This window comes from Pseudonocardia sp. HH130630-07 (assembly GCF_001698125.1).
Taxonomy (GTDB): domain Bacteria; phylum Actinomycetota; class Actinomycetes; order Mycobacteriales; family Pseudonocardiaceae; genus Pseudonocardia.
On the sequence record NZ_CP013856.1, the window covers coordinates 61,543 to 77,984 of the forward strand.

Below are 16,442 nucleotides of genomic sequence, written 5' to 3' on the forward strand. Positions count from 1 at the left end.
TGAGTCCAGCTTCGTACGAACCCCTGTCCCGTCAGGGCCTGCCCGCTCGGCCACCGGGCACCGCCGCCGCCGGCGGCGCCACGACCTCCTCGGTGGTGTCCCCGCGGTCGCCTCGTCGATGCTGTTCGTCTGCCTGTTCCTGCTCGCCCCGATCGCGGCCGGCACGATCAGCCCGATCCTGCTGCTCGTGCCGCTGGTCATCGGGCTGGCGCAGGCGCTGCGCTACCGTCCGTCCTGCGTCTAGGAGTCGGCGTCTCAGGAGTCGACGTCGACGATCGTGGCGTCGGCGGCAGCGCGTTGGACGGCCTCGCAGCCCTTGTGCGCGCCGGCCTTAGTCTCATATGCCTCGCCGGAGGCCACGACCTCGCCGTTGCCGGCCTTGAGCCGGAACCGGAACTTCCCGGCACGGTCCTTGTAGACCTCGAACTTGCTCGCCATCTCGACCTCCACAGTGGCCTGAACCGGTGAGTGAGCGACGCTAGCGCACTCCGTCGGGCACGTCTCGACACGACGCGGGTCGGACCACGACCTCGAGCCGCCGGCGCTGACCTGTGAACGCCCCGGCCTCTCCCCTCGGGTTGTGAGCGTCGGACGTATAGGCGTCGCGGTGAGCTCGGGTCGGCTGTCGTAGTCGGTCACTCGCTGTCCGCGCGCGTGGGAGGGCCGGAGCTGGAGCCGTGCCAGTTCCCGGGGGGCTGCGCGAACACGATGGAGTACGCCGGGTCCGGGCGGCGGCCGAAGTACTGCTACCAGGTCGTGGGCGGGGTGATGCACGACCGGGTCAACGCCAAGCGGATCGCCGACGGCGGCGTCCCGGCGCGCCGGCGTGGGGAGCCCGACGATGCGCTGGCCCGCCCGATCGCCCGGGCCGGGCAGACCGTGACCGACCAGGTCGTCGCGCTCATCGCGCGGTTGGAGGAGGGCGGCACCGAGCTGCGGGACGCGCTCGGCACCCTGGCCGACCCCGAGGCGGTCGCCGCGGAGATCGCCGCCGCCCGCCGCGCCGCGCGTGCCGAGATCGACCTCGCCCAGGCCGCGGCCGACGAGGCCCGCGCCCAGGCCCGCGCCGCCCGGGACGTGGCCGAGGCCGCGCGCCGCTCGGCCGCCGCGTCCGACGACGCCGCCGCCGACGCGATCGCCGAACGCGACACCGCCGAGCTGTCCCGCACCGAGGCGATTACCGCCCGCGAGGCGGCCGAGGCCCAGCTCACCGCGACCCGGGCCGAGCTGGAACAGCAGGTCGCCGACCTGACCACCGAGCGGGACGCGGCCCGGGCCGAGACCGAGCGGGTCACCGCCGAGCTGACCACCCAGCTGGGCGGGGTGCGCGCGGAGCTGGAGACCGCCGTCGCCGAGCGGGACACCGCGGCCGCGGATCTCGCGGCGACCCGGCGCGACCTCGACCGCGCCGAGACCGACCGCGCCCGCCTGGCCGACGAGGTGGACCAGGTCCGGGAGCAGGCCGCGGAGTACCGGGCCGCCCGGGCCGCGGCGGAGAGCAGCCTGACCGCGCTGCGCGCCCAGCTCGTCCACGACGTCGACCGCGAACGCGCCTACGGCGAGCAGCGCCTCACCGACGCCCAGACCCGCCATGCCACCCAGGTCGCCGACCTGCGCACCGAGCTGGCCCGCGCCCAACGCCGCACCGCCGACCGCACCGCCGGCCACGACGTCGACACCGACGGCATCGACGTCGATCCGGGCGCCGAGCCAGCGCGTCCGCCCGCCCGCCGGGCCCGGCCCCGCGCCGCGCAGCGCCGACCCGGCCCCACCGCCACCGATCCCGACGTCACCGAGCCCGCCGCCACCGAGCCCGGCGACCCGACCGATCAGCCCGGCGACACCGCCCACCAGGAGTGAGGTCCCCATGAACCCCGCATTCCGCGCCGGCACGTCCCCCACACCTGACCCGACGCCTGGCCGGCCCCGACCGTCTGGGGGCTCGGCGCGCCCGGAGATGGGCGCCCCCGCTCCGCACGCTTCGAGCGGACCGACCCTGTGCTGCGACCGGTGCGGCTGCCCCCCGGGCGACCCGCTGCAGCAGATCCTGATGAGCGCCGTGTGGCTCGTCGACGGCCCCGACGGACCCACCACCGCCTGCTACTGCCGAGCCTGCGCACCCGCCGGGCCGATCACCGACCTGACCTGCCAGCGCTGCGGCGACGGCCCACTACTGGTCGGAGACCTCGCCGCCGCCCCCGACGGCACGGTCCCCGAGCCCGCCCGGACGTGGCTGACCGCAGCCGGCTGGCACCTCGACGAACCGATCTGTCCCGGCTGCCGCCCAACCAGCTGCCAGATCCAGGAGGGCCTCTGGTGAACGCCCTCCAGCCCAACGACGAGCCGCTCGGCCGCACCCGACGCCCAAGACGCGACCGCGTCACACAGCTCGCCGCCAGCCAGACGAGCTGGCCTGGGTCTGCGCGCTCACCCCGTACTCGCGCGGAGTACGACGTCTGCGCGCCGCCAGGCCAAACTCAACCCCGGTCGAACGAGCCCACCGCTGGGGTGCGCTGCAACCAGAGCTTCAACAACGCCGGCGCTGCGGGACGCGCCGGCTGCTCTGCCTCCACCCCGCCCCGGTCGAACCCCGTCCCGCCGCTCGGGTCGGCGACCTCCACGCCACGGAGCGGTTGCGCACGGTGCTGATCGCGAGAACCGGCCCGCGGTTGAGGTGATCACCACCTACGGCGCCCCGACGCTGTGCTCTACGTCGACCCGCCCTACCTGGCCACAGCTGGCCGAGCTCATCGGCCACCCCTCGGTCATCGTGAGCGAACTCGACGACGCCGCCGCGGTGACCACGCTGCTCGACCACGCCGACGCCTTCGACGCACTCGCCGGCCACGTCCTGCACACCGCCCGCCAACGCCGCTGGCCAGCACTGAGCGCCGACACCGACCGATTGACCCACCTCGACCCCGACGTCGAGATCACCGACCTGTAGACGGACGGAGGACTCCAGGATCGGGGACGCGCACCGCAGGTGGGCAGCCGACCGCGCCGGGCCCGCGGTCCTTGGCGACTCGAACCACGCTCGATGTTCGGTCGGCTCCAGCCCCGGAGGATCCCGGTATGACGCGAACGACGACCCCGCCCGCGGCGGCCGCCGCCACGCCCGCCGACCCCGGGACCGCCTCTGAACGTCTACAGAGGTTCCTCGACCCGGGGGTTGCTGACTTCTTGGGATGTCCGAACAACTCAGGCGTTGTGAGTGCGCTCGGAGCCGTAGGCGGTGTACCGGTCGTCGCCTACGCGACAGACGCTGCATATCAAGGGGGCGCGATGGGAAAGGCCGGGTGCCGTCGGATCGTCGACGCCGTCGAAGCCGGCCTGCGCCTGCGCCGCCCTGTCATTGGGCTCTGGCACTCCGGCGGGGCACGTCTAGCGGAGGGAGTGGAGGCGCTCGACTCGGTCGGCCGGGTGTTTGCGGCGATGGTTCGCGCGTCCGGCCGGATTCCCCAGATCTCGGTGGTGCTGGGACCCGCAGCCGGCGGCGCCGCGTACGGTCCCGCACTGACCGACCTGGTCGTGATAGCACCGGCCGGGCGGATCTTCGTGACCGGTCCAGGCGTCGTGCGGTCGGTCACGGGCGAGCGGGTCGACGCCCACGAGCTCGGTGGTCCGGACACACACGCTCTGCGCTCCGGGGTGGTGCATCACGTAGCCGACGGCGAGCCTGGGGCTCTGGCCGCGGCCCGTCGCATCACCGGCTACCTCGGGCAGCCGGGTAGTTTCGGCCCGCTCACGGGCCGCGACAGCGCAACGGATCCGGCATCTGTGCTGCCCGCCAACCGCCGTCGGGCTTACGACGTGCGGCCGCTCGTGATCGCCCTCCTGGATGCACCGGCCACGGATGGGCATGGTTTCGAGGAGCTGCAGGAACGCTACGCGCCGAACATCGTGATCGGGTTCGGGCGGCTCGGCGGCCGGAGCGTCGGCGTCGTCGCGAACAACCCTCTGCGCCTGGGCGGATGTCTGGACTCGGCGTCGGCCGAGAAGGCTGCCCGCTTCGTGCGTCTATGCGACTCGGCAGGGGTACCGCTGGTCGTACTGGTCGACGTGCCCGGTTACCTGCCCGGGATCGGACAGGAGTGGGAGGGTGTCGTGCGCCGCGGTGCGAAGCTGCTGCACGCGTTCGCCGACGCTGCTGTGCCCCGGGTGACAGTGGTAACGCGCAAAGCCTTCGGTGGCGCCTACATCGCGATGAACTCGCGCGCTCTCGGCGCGACCGCGGTGTTCGCCTGGCCGGGCGCCGAGATCGCCGTGATGAACGCACGGGCGGCAGTCGGCGTGCTGCACCGCCGTGAATTGGCCGCCACGCCGGATGACGAACGCGAGCAGCTACACGACCGGCTCGCCGACGAACACGAACGTACGGCCGGTGGCGTCGACCGCGCGCTCGATCTCGGCGTGGTGGATGAGGTGATTGCCCCGGCCACGACGCGTGAGCGGCTGATCGAGGCGCTCGCGGCAGCGCCGCGCAGGACCGGACGCAACCGCAACATCCCTTTGTGAACCGCGCCGACGATGTCCCCATCCTCGCTCGACGCCACCGCGACAGCTGCGCCGCACAGTTGCGGTGACACCGCAGCGTCGATCGGGAGAACCCCACCATGACCCAGTTCCGCGGGCACCAGTCATGCTCGGCCGTTATCGATCCGCGCCGGATCGGCGTCGATGGCGTGTCACTGACCCTGCGTGACGTGGTCGATGTCGCCCGCAGAGGCGCCGTCGCCGAGCTTTCGTCACCGGGTGTCGCGGATCGTGCGGCCGCGAGCAGACAGGTGCTCACCGACCTCGTCGAGCAGGGCCGTCCGGTCTATGGGGTGACCACTGGCTTCGGCGACTCGGTCCGGCGTCAGATCGCGGGACGCTGCACGGCCGAGCTTCAGCGGAACCTGATCGGGTTTCTCGGCTGCGGCACTGGCAAGACCCTTCCCATCGACGTCGCGCGGGCGGTGGTGATGGTCCGGGCGAACAGTCTGGCGCGTGGCCACTCCGGAGTGCGTCCCGCGCTGCTGGAGGCACTGTTGGACCTGCTCAACAGCGGCGTCACGCCGATTATTCCGGAGGAGGGGTCGGTCGGTGCCAGCGGCGATCTGGTGCCCCTGTCCTACGTCGCTGCTGTGCTCACCGGCCAGCGGGAGGCTGACTTGGACGGGCGAAGAATCCCAGCGGCCATGGCGCTGGAGGCAGCCGGCCTCGAGCCCTTCGAGCTGGCGGCAAAGGAGGGGTTGAGCCTGGTCAACGGCACGGCGTTCATGACCGCGCTGGGGACGCTCGTCGCGGCGGACGCTCGTCGTCTGCTTTTGCTCGCTGAGGTCAACACCGCTCTGACCACCGAGGTGCTGCGCGGCATCACCGGACCGTTCGCGCCCTTCCTGCACGACGTCGCCAAGCCGCACCCGGGCCAGGTCGCGTCGGCCCGCGCGATCCGAGGCCTGTTGGCCGGTAGCGGTCTCGCTGTCACTTACGAGGACGTCGTGGACCGGGCTGGGACGAGCGATACCGGCTACCGCGTGCTGGCCGAACAGATCCAGGAGCAGTACTCGCTGCGTTGCGCGCCGCAGTTCCTCGGCGTCCTGCGCGACGCGCTCGAGTGGGTCGAGCGCTGGCTGGTCATCGAGGTCAACTCGGCGAACGACAACCCACTGGTAGACAGTGCCACCGGCGCAGTGGTCAGCGGTGGCAACTTCGCGGGCGGCCACGTCGGCCTGGCGATGGACACGTTAAAGACCGCCGTAGCGAGCGTCCTGGACCTGCTCGACCGACAGCTCGAGCTCGTCGTCGACGAGAAGTTCAACAACGGCCTAACGCCCAACCTCGTGCGGCCGGTTCTGCACGACGACCCGCAGGCGGGACTGCATCATGGCTTCAAGGGCGTCCAGCTGGCCTGCTCGTCACTCACCGCTGACGCGCTCAGCCGCTGCGTGCCGGTGACGGTGTTCTCTCGCTCCACCGAATGCCACAATCAGGACAAGGTGTCGATGGGGGCGACGGCTGCGCGACAGGCCCGCGACGTCGTCGAGATCGGTGAGCGGGCGGTGGTCCTGCACCTCCTGGCCCTGTGCCAGGCCGCTGACCTGCGGGGACCCCAACTTCTGGGGCGGACCCGTGCGGTGTACGACCGGGTCCGGGCTGTGAGCCGGACGGTCGATGCGGATCGGGCGCTCGACAAAGACGTCGCCGCGGTGCTAGGGCTGTTGCGTGATGACTCCCTGCTGGAGGGCGTCGGGTGAGCGCCGGGCCGTCCGCGAGGTGGTAGCCGTGTCCACATGGGCGCCCGGGCGGAGAACCGCACCGTGACTCGGACACGCGGTCCGGGGGCCGCTCATGATCAGCGTCGGGGGGAGATCCTCGCCGCGGTCGGGCAGCTGGCTGCCGAGCACGGGCCACTCGCGGTATCCCAGTCCGCTGTGGCTGCGGTCGCGGGCGTCTCGCCGGGGCGCGTCCAGCACTACTTCCCGTCCAAGGACGAGATGTTGACTGCCGCGTTCGAAGATCTCAACGCCCGCAGCAGCGTCCGCGTCCGGGAGCGCGTCGGATGTGACCTCTCGTCGGCCGTGCCGCGCGCGGTCCTGGAGGCGGTGTTGACCGAACTCATCCCCTACGACGAGGTGACCCGGGCGCACGTCCAGTTCCGTCAGGCGTACACCGCCCTCGCCCTGCACCACGATGAGGTCGCCACCCGGCTGCGCTCCCGTTACCAGCATCTGCACTGCGACGACCTCGCCGGGCTCATCCGGCGGGATCAGGAGACCGGTGTGATCGACGGCGGTGCTCAGCCGCACGCCATCGCCGTCCGGCTGTCCGCACTCGCCGAGGGACTGGCCTACTACGTGCTGATCGGCATCGCCGCCTCCGAGACGGCGCACGACATCGTCCTCGCGGAGATCGCCGCGATATACCGGTGATCGCCCTAACTTCCTCCCATGATCACGCGGTCCGGGCCGGACACCGTCCGGAGACGATCCGGCCACCATCCGGTGACCGAACGGGGACGCGATGCGCCTGGCGATCCATCTATACGACTACGCGGCTGCTGGTTGCCCCGGTCCGATCGGACCGGCACTGGCCGATGCGGCGCGAGCCGCTGAGGACGGCGGCGCGACGGCCCTCACTCTGATCGACCACTGGATGGGCGAGCCGGACCCGACCACGGGCGCGCCGAGCCGGGCGCCGGTGCTGGAGGGCTACACGACGCTCGGCTACCTGGCGCACGCGACGAACCGGATAGAGCTGGGTCTGCTGGTCACGGGCGTTACCTACCGGGAGCCAGCACTGTTGGCCACGACGGTCGCGACGCTCGACGCGCTGTCCGGGGGCCGGGCATTTCTTGGGATCGGCGCCTCGTGGTTCGCCTACGAGCACCAGGCGCTCGGCGTGCCGTTCCCCCCGACTGCGGAACGATTCGATCGGGTCGACGAGGCGGTGAGGATCTGCCGCCAGATGTGGAGCGATGACGACGGTCCGTTCCACGGTCGCCACTACCACCTCGAACGAACCGTGTGCGCGGCACAGCCGTTGAACCGAACCCCGAAGGTGGTCATCGCCGGTATGGGCGAGCGGCGCACCCTGCGGCTCGTGGCCGAACTGGGTGACGCCTGCAACCTGTTCAGCCATGGGCACGACGAGGTCGCCCGCAAGATCGATGTGCTGGACCGGCACTGCACGGACGTCGGGCGCCGACCGAGCGATGTGACCCGGACGCTGCTGTTCACCGGTGACCCGCTTGCAGACCCGGACGGATTCATGCGGGACATGGCCGGCTACGCGGAGCTGGGGATCGAGCAGGTGTGGATCGGGCCAACCGGACCGGAGCCAGCGCTCTGGGTCGGCGATGCGACGGCGCGATTCGTCGGCCCTCTGGACTCGTTGTGAGCAGGCCGGGACGGCACGAGATCCGAGCCGAGTTGGTGGCGACCGTCCTCGACGTCACCGTCTCGGTAGGCGACCTGGTCCAGCCGGGACGCCAGATCTGCCTGCTAGAGTCGATGAAGATGGAGATCCCGGTGCTCAGCGAGGTCTCCGGGTTCCTGACCGACGCCCTGGTGACGCCGGGACAGGTTGTCCGGTGTGGAGACGTCCTCGCTGTCTTGCACACCAATTCTTCGATGTGACACCATCGTTTTAATCGCTCAGTCGGGCGTCCGCGGCCTCGGCTTGATCGCGACACGACGCCGGCTCCTACTCGGCGGTGCATCCTCCATGGCGACCAATTGCCCGACGACGGGAGACCATCGTGACCGCCGCGAGCACCACAACCGGGCTCGACATGAAGCTGCGCGCTCGGGTCGAGGACTTCTACGTCCGCCGACTGAAGCGCCTCGACGACGGGGATGCCGCCGGGTGGGCCGCCACGTTCACTGAGGACGGCATGTTCTCCACGAACGCGCGGCCGGACCCGTCCCACGGACGCACCGCCATCCGGGACGAGGTCTGCGCGGCCCACGCGGCGCTGGTCGAGCGTGGCGCCCACCGGCGACACTGGTTGGGCATGCTCTCAGTCGAGCGAGACGGGAACCGGATCCGCACCGGCTTCTACGCCCTCGTCTACGAGATCGTGCACGGCGGCCCGACGACACTAATGGCGACGACCACCGGTGAGAGCCTCCTGCACGAAGACGGCGCGGGCCGGCTGTCCGTGCACGCTGAGTGGATCCGGCGCGACGACCTCACCCCGGTCACCTGATTCCGGCACCACGAGGAACGGATAGGCATGAGCGAGGCGTACTGGGAGAAGTACCGCTCGATCGTTGACCGGCAGATCGAGCAGTCGGGGCTGTCCGAAGGCCTGGGCGACAACCCCTACCGGGGCAAGCCCCTGGCCGACGCGGGCAAGCGATATCACGAGAACTGGTGGATCGACGGATACGTTCACCGGGAGGGCATCACGGGCGACGCCCACCTGCCCATCTCCCTCCGACTCCGGCGGGAGATCGAGCAGATCGGCGATGCCGTGGCCGGACGGCGCTCCGAGAGCGAGGTGCGAGAGCTGCTGGACGACCTGAACGAGCGGATCACCGAGTGGCGGCGCGTTCCGACCCCGCCGCACGTGTCACTGTCCACCGTGGACGTCGACGACGTCGTGCAACGGTGGCACGCGTCTCGTACGAGCCAGCAGGGCGGCACTCACGGGGGGAACACCGGCCCGGACGACTCCAACCCGGGCGAGGGCGGCCCGCCCCCGCGACGGCGCGGGGGCGGGCGCACGCTGTTCGACCGCCTACTCGGCCGGAATACCGACTGAACAACCACAGCTCGGACCCTGATCAGTAGTCGACCCGTACCACTATCGCGGCCCCTGAGTCCCCTGCGGCGCAGCCGCTGAACAGACCCACACCTCCCCCGCGCAGGCACAGCACGGTGACGAGCTCGGCGATCGACCGCAAGCCGGTCGGTCCCTGTGGGTGACCGAATACCAGGCTGGACCCGACACGGTTCATCGACTCGAGTGTCACACCCATCTCGCGGGCGAAGTAGAGGTCGTTGACCGCGAACGGGTTGTGCGTGGTGATCGCGTCAACGTCCTCGATCCTCAGGTCCACGCTATCCAGCGCAGCCCTGGCCGCTGGCACAAGAGCCTCTGGCATCCGTCCTGAGCCGACCCGCGCAAACCCGGACGCCAGGACGGTGACCACCGGCCCGCCCGAGGCGAGTGACCGGGCGTGCGCGGTGCGGGTGACCAGGGCGCCGGCCGCGCCGTCGGCCGGGTGGGTCTGGGTCGCGGCTGTATGAACGCCGTCCCGGACGACGCTTCGCTCGGCCGCGACGCCTTCGGTGCTCCGCGTCCGCACACCCTCGTCGTCCGTGAGACGGACCGGGACACCGTCCGGGTCGATAACCTCGACCGGGACGGTATGCCGGCGCCTGGCCTCGTACGATGAGGACGCCCGGTACTGCTCGTAGCGAAGCACGGCCAGAGCGTCCGCGTCGGAGCGCCGGAACCCAGCGTCGCGGGCGACGGTCTCGGCGGTGGCCAGCATGCCGCGGTCGGTGCCGGGATCACGGGCGAACGCGGCGCGGACCCAGCTCTCCTCGCGCTCGGCCCCGCCCGGCCCCGAGGAGCCCCAGGTCAACATCGGGCCGTTGCTCACTCGGTCGGCCGTGACGACTAGCTGCGCGCCGCCGCCAGCGTGGAGCGACGTGGCCGCCGCGTGCAGACACGCCACCGACGTGGCGCAGGCCTGCCCGATCATCGGGCCAGACACTCCAGACAAACCGACGCGGCGGGCGACGGTCGGGGCGCCGTAGAAGATCTCCGGCTGCGGCACGGTCCAACCGAGCACCAGGCCGTCGACCTCGTCTAGCGGCAGCCTGGACGTCGCCGCCCGCGTCGCAGCGACCGCGACGTCCAGGCTGGAGACCCGGGCCAGTGCCCCCCTCCACCGGGCGAATGGCGTCGACCACAGCGCGTTCGCCGGAATCGCGGCATCGGGATGACGCACGGCCCACGCGCTCACCGGCGGACGTCCCCCGGCTCGGGGTTTCGGACGGCCTCGAACAAGGCGACGGCGCCGCGCACCTGGACCGTGCTGTTGCCGAACACGGAATCCAGCGCTGCAGCCAGCATCGCAGGGTCGTCGCCCTCGTTGTGGAAGGCACCGGTCCGGTTGTACAGGGCATTCACACGCCGGGAGACGGCTGTGTGCCGGACACCCCGGTCGAGCACGGTCGCACCAAACACCCTGCCGCCCGGCGCGAGTACTTCCCGGATGTTGCCGAACACGGTGCGCTTCGGTTCCTCTCCGCCGGGCAGGCAGTGCAGCACGTAGTTGAGACCGACCGAGTCGAACACCTCGTCCAACCCGAGCGAGTCGGCCAGTACGTCGACCCCGTGCGTGCGGGGTCGCAGCCGGGCGACCCGGGCTGCTGCGAACTCCAGTGGCGAGGGGTTGAGGTCGGCCAGCACGAGCGTCGGGTTTTCAACCGGGAATCGGGCGTGGTCAAGGTAGTAGCCGCTGCCCGGACCGATCTCCAGGTGTCGGGCGCGCAACATCCGGTCGTAGCGCTGCAGCATCACCGGCGTCGGACATCGCCATAGCAGCCGGTTGGACAGGCCGAGCACCACACGGTCGTAGAACGCCAGGCGGCCGGGACGGTAGTACGGCTGATCGACGGTGGGCATGACATCTCCTCGTCGGGGCGGCGGGGATCGACGGCAGTGCGGTGTCAATAGCTGCCCAGGCCCCCGCAGACGTTCAGGGCCTGCGCGGTGACCGTCGCAGCCTCGTCGGAGCAGAGATAGCGCACCATGGCGGCGACCTCCTCCGGCGTCGAGTAGCGGCCCATCGGCACCTTCGCCCGGAACTGGTCCAGGATCTCGTCGGCCGACGTGTCCTGCAGCCGTGCGTAGTGCTCGCGGATCTGCACGGCCATCGGGGTCTCGACGTAGCCCGGGCACACCGCGTTAACCGTCGTCCCGGTGGGCGCCAGCTCCTTGGCCAGCGCCTTCGTGAACCCGATCACGCCGGCTTTGGACGCCGAGTACGGCGCACCCATCGGGACACCCTGCTTCCCGCCGGTGGAGGCGATCATGACGATGCGAACTGCGGGTGAGGGGGTAGTCCGACGCAGCACCGCGCGGGTGGTCCAGAAGGTGCCGTTGAGGTTGGTGTCCAGGACGTCGAGCCAGGTGTCGTCGTCCAGCTCGGCCGTCCGGCCGCCCCCGCCGCGGCCGGCGTTGTTGACCAGGATCCGCGGTTCGCCCAGGTCATCGACAGTGGCGTCCACGAACTTCTCGACGCCGTCGCGGTCCCGCACGTCGCATACGTAGCCGCGGCACTCGAGTCCCTCCGCCGCGAGAGCGGCCTCGGTCGCAGCCACGCGCTCCTCATCGCGGCCGCAGAACGCGACCGCTCGACCGTCGCCCGCAAGGGCGCGCACGGTCGCCAGTCCGATGCCCGACGTCCCGCCGGTCACGAGGGCGACGCTCCGAGTCTCCGACATCCGGTCTCCTCCTTCGTCGACGTGGGTGCCGACATGGCGCGGACGCTGCAGGACGTCGATGGGGCGCCGTTCGAGGCGATGTCGACCGGCTCCCGGACGAACTCCGCTGGATTTGGGCTCGAAGCTGGCTTCCGACCATCTGTCCGGCCCAGCTGAGCACGAGACCGTCACCAGGGAGCGCGATGCCGACGATGCAGACGGACCGACCCTCTGCGCTGGAGAGATTCCGCGGCACGCTGGTCCGGCCGCAGGACGCGGACTACGAGCGCCTGCGCCACGTCTGGAACAGGACGGTGGACAGGCGGCCCGCGCTGATCGCACGGTGCGTGTGCCCGGAGGATGTGGCAATCGCGGTTGCGCACGCCAGACAGCACGGTCTGCCGCTGGCCGTGCGCGCCGGCGGGCACAGCGTGGCGGGGCACTCCACCTGCGATGACGGCGTCGTCGTCGACCTGTCGATGATGTCAGCAGTCGACGTCGACCCGCAGGCGCGACATGCCCGGGTCGAGGGCGGTGCGCTGCTCGGCGCGTTCGACGCCGCGACGCAGGCCCATCTACTGGCCGCGCCGGCGGGGGTCGTCGCACACACCGGGCTCGGCGGACTGGTCCTCGGCGGCGGCTTCGGATGGCTGAGCCGGAAGCACGGGCTCGCGATCGACAATCTGACCGCAGTGGATGTCGTCACGGCCGACGGGCGGCAAATGCGGGCGGACACCGAGCATCACCCCGACCTGTTCTGGGCGCTACGCGGCGGCGGCGGCAACTTCGGCGTCGCGACAGCGTTCGAGTTCGACCTGCACCACGTCGGCGCCGTCCGCTTCGCCGTCGCCTACCACCCGCTCGACGACGGCCCCCGCGTGCTGCGCGACTGGGCCGCGTACATGTCGCAGGCGCCCGACGAGCTGACCTGGGTGTTCTACCTGCGTCTGGCCCCGCCCGTGCCGGACGTCCCGAAGCACCTCCACGGGAAGCCCGTTCTGTGCGGGTCGGCGTGCTGGATCGGCGACGTGTCCGAAGGCGACCTTGCGCTCGAGGCGGTCCGCGACGTCGGACGCCCGGCCGCTGTCGCGACGACGACGCTGCCGTACCGGTCGTTGCAGGGCTACTCGTTCCCCAGCCCGGTTCTCCCGGACCGCGCCTACTTCAAGAGCGGCTACCTGGACCGGCTTCCGGATGCCGCGATCGACGCCCTACTGGCCGCCGGGGCGTCGATGACCTCGCCGATGTCTCAGCTCGAGGTCCTGTACCTGGGGGGCGCGATCTCCCGAGTGCCCGCCGACGCAACCGCGTTCGGGCATCGGACCTCGCCGTTCGTCGCGAACTTCGCCTCCGCGTGGCGCGACCCCGCCCACGACTCGCGGCATGTCGCGTGGGCAGTCGACAGCCACGCCGCCCTGGAGCCGCACATGACCGGCGGCGGATACGTGAATTTCTTCAACGAGTCCGAGGGACATCGGACGGTCGACGCGTTCGGCGCGGACAACTTGCGCAGGCTGCGCCGGATCAAGGCCGACTACGACCCGGACAACACGTTCCGGTTGAACACCAACATCGTCCCCGGCGAGGGCTGAGCCGTGACCGTGTCACACGCCGGGACCGTGCACGAGCTCGTCGAGCGGTGGCGGGCCGCGGAGGAGTCGAACGACGGCGAATGGCTGGAGGAGCTGCTCGACCCCGACTTCGTCGGGGTCGGACCATTCGGCTGGACCCGTACCCGCGAGGAGTGGACCGGCCGCTACCGCAGCGGCCGCGTCGTCAACGACGAGATCCACCTCGACGACGTGCACGTGCGGGCTTGGGACGACGCAGCCGTCGTGGTCGCGGTGCAGCACCAGCGCGGCCGCAACGGCACCGCCGACACGACCGGACGGTTCAGGGTGACGCTCACCGCACGTCGGGACGGGTCGGCCTGGCGGGTCGCTGGCCTGCATATCGGTCCGCTTCGCGACGCATGAGCGCACACACAGAGAGGAGCACCACCGTGGACCGACGAGTCGTCGTGACCGGTCTCGACGTCCTCGCCCCCGGATCGCAGGACACCGCGGGGTTCTGGGACATGATTGTCGACGGGCGGACCGCCACGCGACGGGTCACCGCCTTCGACGCGTCCGCCTTCCGGTCGAAGGTCGCCGCAGAGATCGACTTCGACGCGACGGCGCGTGGTTTCTCCTCCCGCGAGCGGCAGCGCATGGACCGTGCCTCGCTGTTCGCCGTCACGTGCGCCCGCGGCGCCGTTGCATCAGCCGGGCTGGACCTCGGGGGTGACCTCGGTGGAGCGACCGGGATCTCGATTGGGACCGCTGTCGGCTGCTCGACCAGCCTGGAGCAGGACTATCTCGTGCTCTCCGACACCGGTCGCGAGTGGCTCGTCGACCCCTCCTACCTGCCACCGCACGTGTTCGACCACTTCAGCCCCGGCTCGATTGTCCGCGAGGTCGCCGGCGCGACCGGCGCGCGCGGGCCGGCAACGATCGTGTCGACCGGCTGCACATCCGGGATCGACGCCGTCGGACACGCCCGGGCTCTCGTCGCGGACGGCACGGTCGACGTCATGGTCGCGGGGGCCACCGAGGCCCCGATCACGCCGGTCGCAGCCGCCTCGTTCGACGTTATCCGGGCCACCACCCCGCGGACCGAGGACTTCGGCTCGGCCAGCCGCCCCTTCGACCGGGACCGTGACGGCTTCGCCCTGGGCGAAGGGGCCGCGATGCTCGTGCTGGAGGAGTACGAGCACGCGCGACGACGGGGCGCCACTGTCCTCGCCGAGATCGTCGGCTACGCGAACCGATGCAACGCCTACCACATGACCGGGTTGGCCCCGGGCGGTGAGGAGATGTCGATGGCGATCGACTCGGCGCTGACGCAGGCCCGGCTGGACCCGTCTGCGATCGACTACATCAACGCCCACGGTTCGGGCACCAAGCAGAACGACCGGCACGAAACAGGCGCGTTCAAGCGGAGCTTCGGCCACCATGCCTATGACATCCCGGTCAGCTCCATCAAGTCGATGATCGGGCACTCGCTCGGTGCCATCGGGTCAATCGAGATCGCGGCCTGTGTGCTCGCGATGCGCGACGACGTCGTGCCCCCCACCGCCAACCTCACCACGCCGGACCCGGACTGCGACCTGGACTACGTCCCACGACAGTCCCGAGACGCCCGGCTGGACCGCGTGCTTACCGTGGGCAGTGGCTTCGGCGGGTTTCAGAGCGCGATGGTGCTGGCCCGAGGAGGCCTGCGATGACCGCCGCCGTCGACGTCCTGGTGACCGGAATCGGGGTCGTCGCACCCAGTGGCTTGGGGCGGGAGCCGGTGTGGGAAGCCGCAGTCGCGGGCAAGTGCGCGATCGACATGATCGGCTCATTCGACCCCTCGGCACACCGCTCCCGGCTGGCCGGGCGCCTCGACGGTTTCGACGCCGCCGAGCACTTCGGGTCCCGCACGCTCACCCAGACGGACCGGGTCACCCGGTTCGCTCTGCTCGCCTCGGACGAGGCCGTCGCCGACTCCGGGCTCGACCCGCCGACACTCGACCCGGAACGTATCGGGGTCACCACGTCCAACGCGACCGGCGGGTTCGAGTTCACCCACCGTGAGATGGCCAAGCTTTGGACACAGGGCCCGGACGCGGTCAGCGTCTACCAGTCCTTCGCATGGTTCTATGCGGTTAACACCGGTCAGATCAGCATCCGTCACGGGGTGAAGGGTCCGAGCAGCGTCCTGTCCGCCGAGCAGAGCGGCGGACTTGACGCGATCGGCTACGGACTACGCGGGATCCATCGCGGGGATCTGGACGTCGTCCTGGCTGGCGGGTTCGAGTCGTCCTTCGACCCGTGGGGCTGGGCGTCTCATTGCGCATCCGGGACCGTCAGCGAGGCCCGCTCCCCCGAGCTGGCATACCTGCCGTTCGATGCCCGCGCGAACGGCCACGTGCCCGGTGAGGGCGGTGCGCTGCTGGTCCTAGAGGCCGCCGGACACGCGTCGGGACGCGGGCGCGACAACCCCTACGGCCGGCTCACCGGCCACGCCGCCACGTTCGATCCGCCCGGACACCGGCCGGACGGGCTCGAGCGCGCGGCCCGGCAGGCGCTGGCGCAGGCCGGTCGGGCACCCGGGGAGATCGATCTGGTGCTCGCCGACGGCGCCGGCGCCGCGGCCCTCGACGCCCAGGAAGCCGAAGCGATCAGCGCCGTCTTCGGCGCACGCGGCGTACCGGTGTCGGTACCGAAGAGTGGCGTAGGACGTCTGATGGCGGGCGGCGGGCCGCTGGACGCCACCTTCGCGCTGCTCGCCGTCCGGGACGGCGTCATCCCGCCGACCGTCAACGTCGCGGAGCCGCCCGCGCACTACGGGCTGGACCTGGTCGTCGGTGACGCCCGGCCCGCCACCGTGCACCGTGTGCTGATCCTGGCCCGGGGCGCTGAGGGATTCAACTCCGCGCTCGTCGTCGAGCGCGCGTGACGACCCACGACACCGCCGACCCTAAGGAG

Annotated in this window: 19 protein-coding genes; 15 read left to right on the forward strand and 4 right to left on the reverse strand. The window is 71.0% G+C overall.

Annotated elements, in window-relative coordinates:
- Positions 1-118 precede the first annotated feature (118 nt).
- Entirely contained in the window at positions 119-244 is a 126-nt protein-coding gene (locus tag AFB00_RS35560) for a hypothetical protein (RefSeq protein WP_257785267.1), read from the forward strand.
- Between the two features lie 11 nt (positions 245-255).
- On the opposite strand, the gene AFB00_RS30905 is transcribed toward AFB00_RS35560, so the two are convergent.
- On the reverse strand, positions 256-438 hold the full coding sequence (locus tag AFB00_RS30905) for a YegP family protein (protein ID WP_068801081.1): 183 nt from the start codon (positions 436-438) through the stop codon (positions 256-258).
- A gap of 216 nt (positions 439-654) precedes the next feature.
- On the opposite strand from AFB00_RS30905, the gene AFB00_RS30910 reads away from it, so the two are divergent.
- From AFB00_RS30910 to AFB00_RS30955, 10 genes are all read left to right on the forward strand, one after another.
- Positions 655-1,860 carry a hypothetical protein gene (locus AFB00_RS30910; RefSeq protein ID WP_156819934.1) on the forward strand — a complete coding sequence of 402 codons (1,206 nt, stop codon included), beginning with the start codon at positions 655-657 and terminating at the stop codon, positions 1,858-1,860.
- Positions 1,861-2,050: 190 nt separating this feature from the next.
- On the forward strand, positions 2,051-2,320 hold the full coding sequence (locus AFB00_RS30915; RefSeq protein WP_156819935.1) for a hypothetical protein: 270 nt from the start codon (positions 2,051-2,053) through the stop codon (positions 2,318-2,320).
- A gap of 354 nt (positions 2,321-2,674) precedes the next feature.
- Positions 2,675-2,947: a hypothetical protein gene (locus tag AFB00_RS34405; RefSeq protein WP_068801037.1), complete on the forward strand. Its 273-nt coding sequence runs from the start codon at positions 2,675-2,677 to the stop codon at positions 2,945-2,947.
- Positions 2,948-3,075: 128 nt separating this feature from the next.
- The gene (locus tag AFB00_RS30925; protein WP_068801038.1) at positions 3,076-4,518 is read left to right on the forward strand and encodes an acyl-CoA carboxylase subunit beta; all 1,443 of its coding nucleotides are present in this window, start codon (positions 3,076-3,078) and stop codon (positions 4,516-4,518) included.
- A 98-nt stretch (positions 4,519-4,616) separates the two neighbouring features.
- Positions 4,617-6,242, forward strand: coding sequence for an HAL/PAL/TAL family ammonia-lyase (locus AFB00_RS30930; protein ID WP_068801039.1), 1,626 nt, complete (start codon positions 4,617-4,619; stop codon positions 6,240-6,242).
- A 36-nt stretch (positions 6,243-6,278) separates the two neighbouring features.
- Positions 6,279-6,917: a TetR/AcrR family transcriptional regulator gene (locus tag AFB00_RS30935; protein WP_068801040.1), complete on the forward strand. Its 639-nt coding sequence runs from the start codon at positions 6,279-6,281 to the stop codon at positions 6,915-6,917.
- Positions 6,918-7,008: 91 nt separating this feature from the next.
- Positions 7,009-7,884, forward strand: a complete 876-nt coding sequence (locus tag AFB00_RS30940) for a TIGR03560 family F420-dependent LLM class oxidoreductase (protein WP_068801041.1) — start codon at positions 7,009-7,011, stop codon at positions 7,882-7,884.
- Positions 7,881-8,123 carry a biotin/lipoyl-binding carrier protein gene (locus tag AFB00_RS30945; protein ID WP_068801042.1) on the forward strand — a complete coding sequence of 81 codons (243 nt, stop codon included), beginning with the start codon at positions 7,881-7,883 and terminating at the stop codon, positions 8,121-8,123. Before AFB00_RS30940 ends, AFB00_RS30945 begins: the two co-directional genes overlap by 4 nt.
- Before the next feature lie 122 nt (positions 8,124-8,245).
- Positions 8,246-8,695, forward strand: a complete 450-nt coding sequence (locus tag AFB00_RS30950; protein ID WP_083276270.1) for a nuclear transport factor 2 family protein — start codon at positions 8,246-8,248, stop codon at positions 8,693-8,695.
- A gap of 27 nt (positions 8,696-8,722) precedes the next feature.
- A complete protein-coding gene (locus tag AFB00_RS30955) occupies positions 8,723-9,253 on the forward strand; it encodes a J-domain-containing protein (protein WP_068801043.1) in 531 nt (176 codons plus the stop codon).
- 22 nt (positions 9,254-9,275) lie between these two features.
- On the opposite strand, the gene AFB00_RS30960 is transcribed toward AFB00_RS30955, so the two are convergent.
- From AFB00_RS30960 to fabG, 3 genes are read right to left on the reverse strand one after another with little or no spacing between them, the layout of a single operon-like run.
- Entirely contained in the window at positions 9,276-10,466 is a 1,191-nt protein-coding gene (locus AFB00_RS30960; RefSeq protein WP_231974585.1) for a thiolase family protein, read from the reverse strand.
- Positions 10,463-11,131, reverse strand: coding sequence for a class I SAM-dependent methyltransferase (locus AFB00_RS30965; RefSeq protein ID WP_068801044.1), 669 nt, complete (start codon positions 11,129-11,131; stop codon positions 10,463-10,465). The genes AFB00_RS30960 and AFB00_RS30965 overlap by 4 nt, the downstream gene beginning before the upstream one ends.
- Positions 11,132-11,175: 44 nt before the next feature.
- On the reverse strand, positions 11,176-11,952 hold the full coding sequence (gene fabG, locus AFB00_RS30970; RefSeq protein WP_068801045.1) for a 3-oxoacyl-ACP reductase FabG: 777 nt from the start codon (positions 11,950-11,952) through the stop codon (positions 11,176-11,178).
- A 191-nt stretch (positions 11,953-12,143) separates the two neighbouring features.
- Here fabG and AFB00_RS30975 point away from each other — a divergent pair, with 191 nt between their 5' ends.
- The 4 genes from AFB00_RS30975 to AFB00_RS30990 are packed head-to-tail and all read left to right on the forward strand — an operon-like array spanning position 12,144 to position 16,413.
- Entirely contained in the window at positions 12,144-13,523 is a 1,380-nt protein-coding gene (locus AFB00_RS30975; RefSeq protein WP_156819937.1) for an FAD-binding oxidoreductase, read from the forward strand.
- A 3-nt stretch (positions 13,524-13,526) separates the two neighbouring features.
- Positions 13,527-13,907, forward strand: a complete 381-nt coding sequence (locus tag AFB00_RS30980) for a nuclear transport factor 2 family protein (RefSeq protein WP_083276271.1) — start codon at positions 13,527-13,529, stop codon at positions 13,905-13,907.
- 26 nt (positions 13,908-13,933) lie between these two features.
- A complete protein-coding gene (locus tag AFB00_RS30985; protein ID WP_068801047.1) occupies positions 13,934-15,196 on the forward strand; it encodes a beta-ketoacyl-[acyl-carrier-protein] synthase family protein in 1,263 nt (420 codons plus the stop codon).
- Positions 15,193-16,413: a beta-ketoacyl synthase N-terminal-like domain-containing protein gene (locus tag AFB00_RS30990; RefSeq protein WP_068801048.1), complete on the forward strand. Its 1,221-nt coding sequence runs from the start codon at positions 15,193-15,195 to the stop codon at positions 16,411-16,413. The genes AFB00_RS30985 and AFB00_RS30990 overlap by 4 nt, the downstream gene beginning before the upstream one ends.
- Positions 16,414-16,442: the final 29 nt, after the last annotated feature.

What these genes read in the sequence shown, in the direction of transcription:
- AFB00_RS35560 (WP_257785267.1), top strand. Translation starts at nt 119, where the DNA reads ATGCTGTTCGTCTGCCTGTTCCTGCTCGCCCCGATCGCGGCCGGCACG.
- AFB00_RS30905 (WP_068801081.1), bottom strand. Translation starts at nt 438, where the DNA reads ATGGCGAGCAAGTTCGAGGTCTACAAGGACCGTGCCGGGAAGTTCCGG.
- AFB00_RS30915 (WP_156819935.1), top strand. Translation starts at nt 2,051, where the DNA reads ATGAGCGCCGTGTGGCTCGTCGACGGCCCCGACGGACCCACCACCGCC.
- AFB00_RS30925 (WP_068801038.1), top strand. Translation starts at nt 3,076, where the DNA reads ATGACGCGAACGACGACCCCGCCCGCGGCGGCCGCCGCCACGCCCGCC.
- AFB00_RS30930 (WP_068801039.1), top strand. Translation starts at nt 4,617, where the DNA reads ATGACCCAGTTCCGCGGGCACCAGTCATGCTCGGCCGTTATCGATCCG.
- AFB00_RS30935 (WP_068801040.1), top strand. Translation starts at nt 6,279, where the DNA reads ATGGGCGCCCGGGCGGAGAACCGCACCGTGACTCGGACACGCGGTCCG.
- AFB00_RS30940 (WP_068801041.1), top strand. Translation starts at nt 7,009, where the DNA reads ATGCGCCTGGCGATCCATCTATACGACTACGCGGCTGCTGGTTGCCCC.
- AFB00_RS30955 (WP_068801043.1), top strand. Translation starts at nt 8,723, where the DNA reads ATGAGCGAGGCGTACTGGGAGAAGTACCGCTCGATCGTTGACCGGCAG.
- AFB00_RS30965 (WP_068801044.1), bottom strand. Translation starts at nt 11,131, where the DNA reads ATGCCCACCGTCGATCAGCCGTACTACCGTCCCGGCCGCCTGGCGTTC.
- fabG (WP_068801045.1), bottom strand. Translation starts at nt 11,952, where the DNA reads ATGTCGGAGACTCGGAGCGTCGCCCTCGTGACCGGCGGGACGTCGGGC.
- AFB00_RS30975 (WP_156819937.1), top strand. Translation starts at nt 12,144, where the DNA reads ATGCAGACGGACCGACCCTCTGCGCTGGAGAGATTCCGCGGCACGCTG.
- AFB00_RS30990 (WP_068801048.1), top strand. Translation starts at nt 15,193, where the DNA reads ATGACCGCCGCCGTCGACGTCCTGGTGACCGGAATCGGGGTCGTCGCA.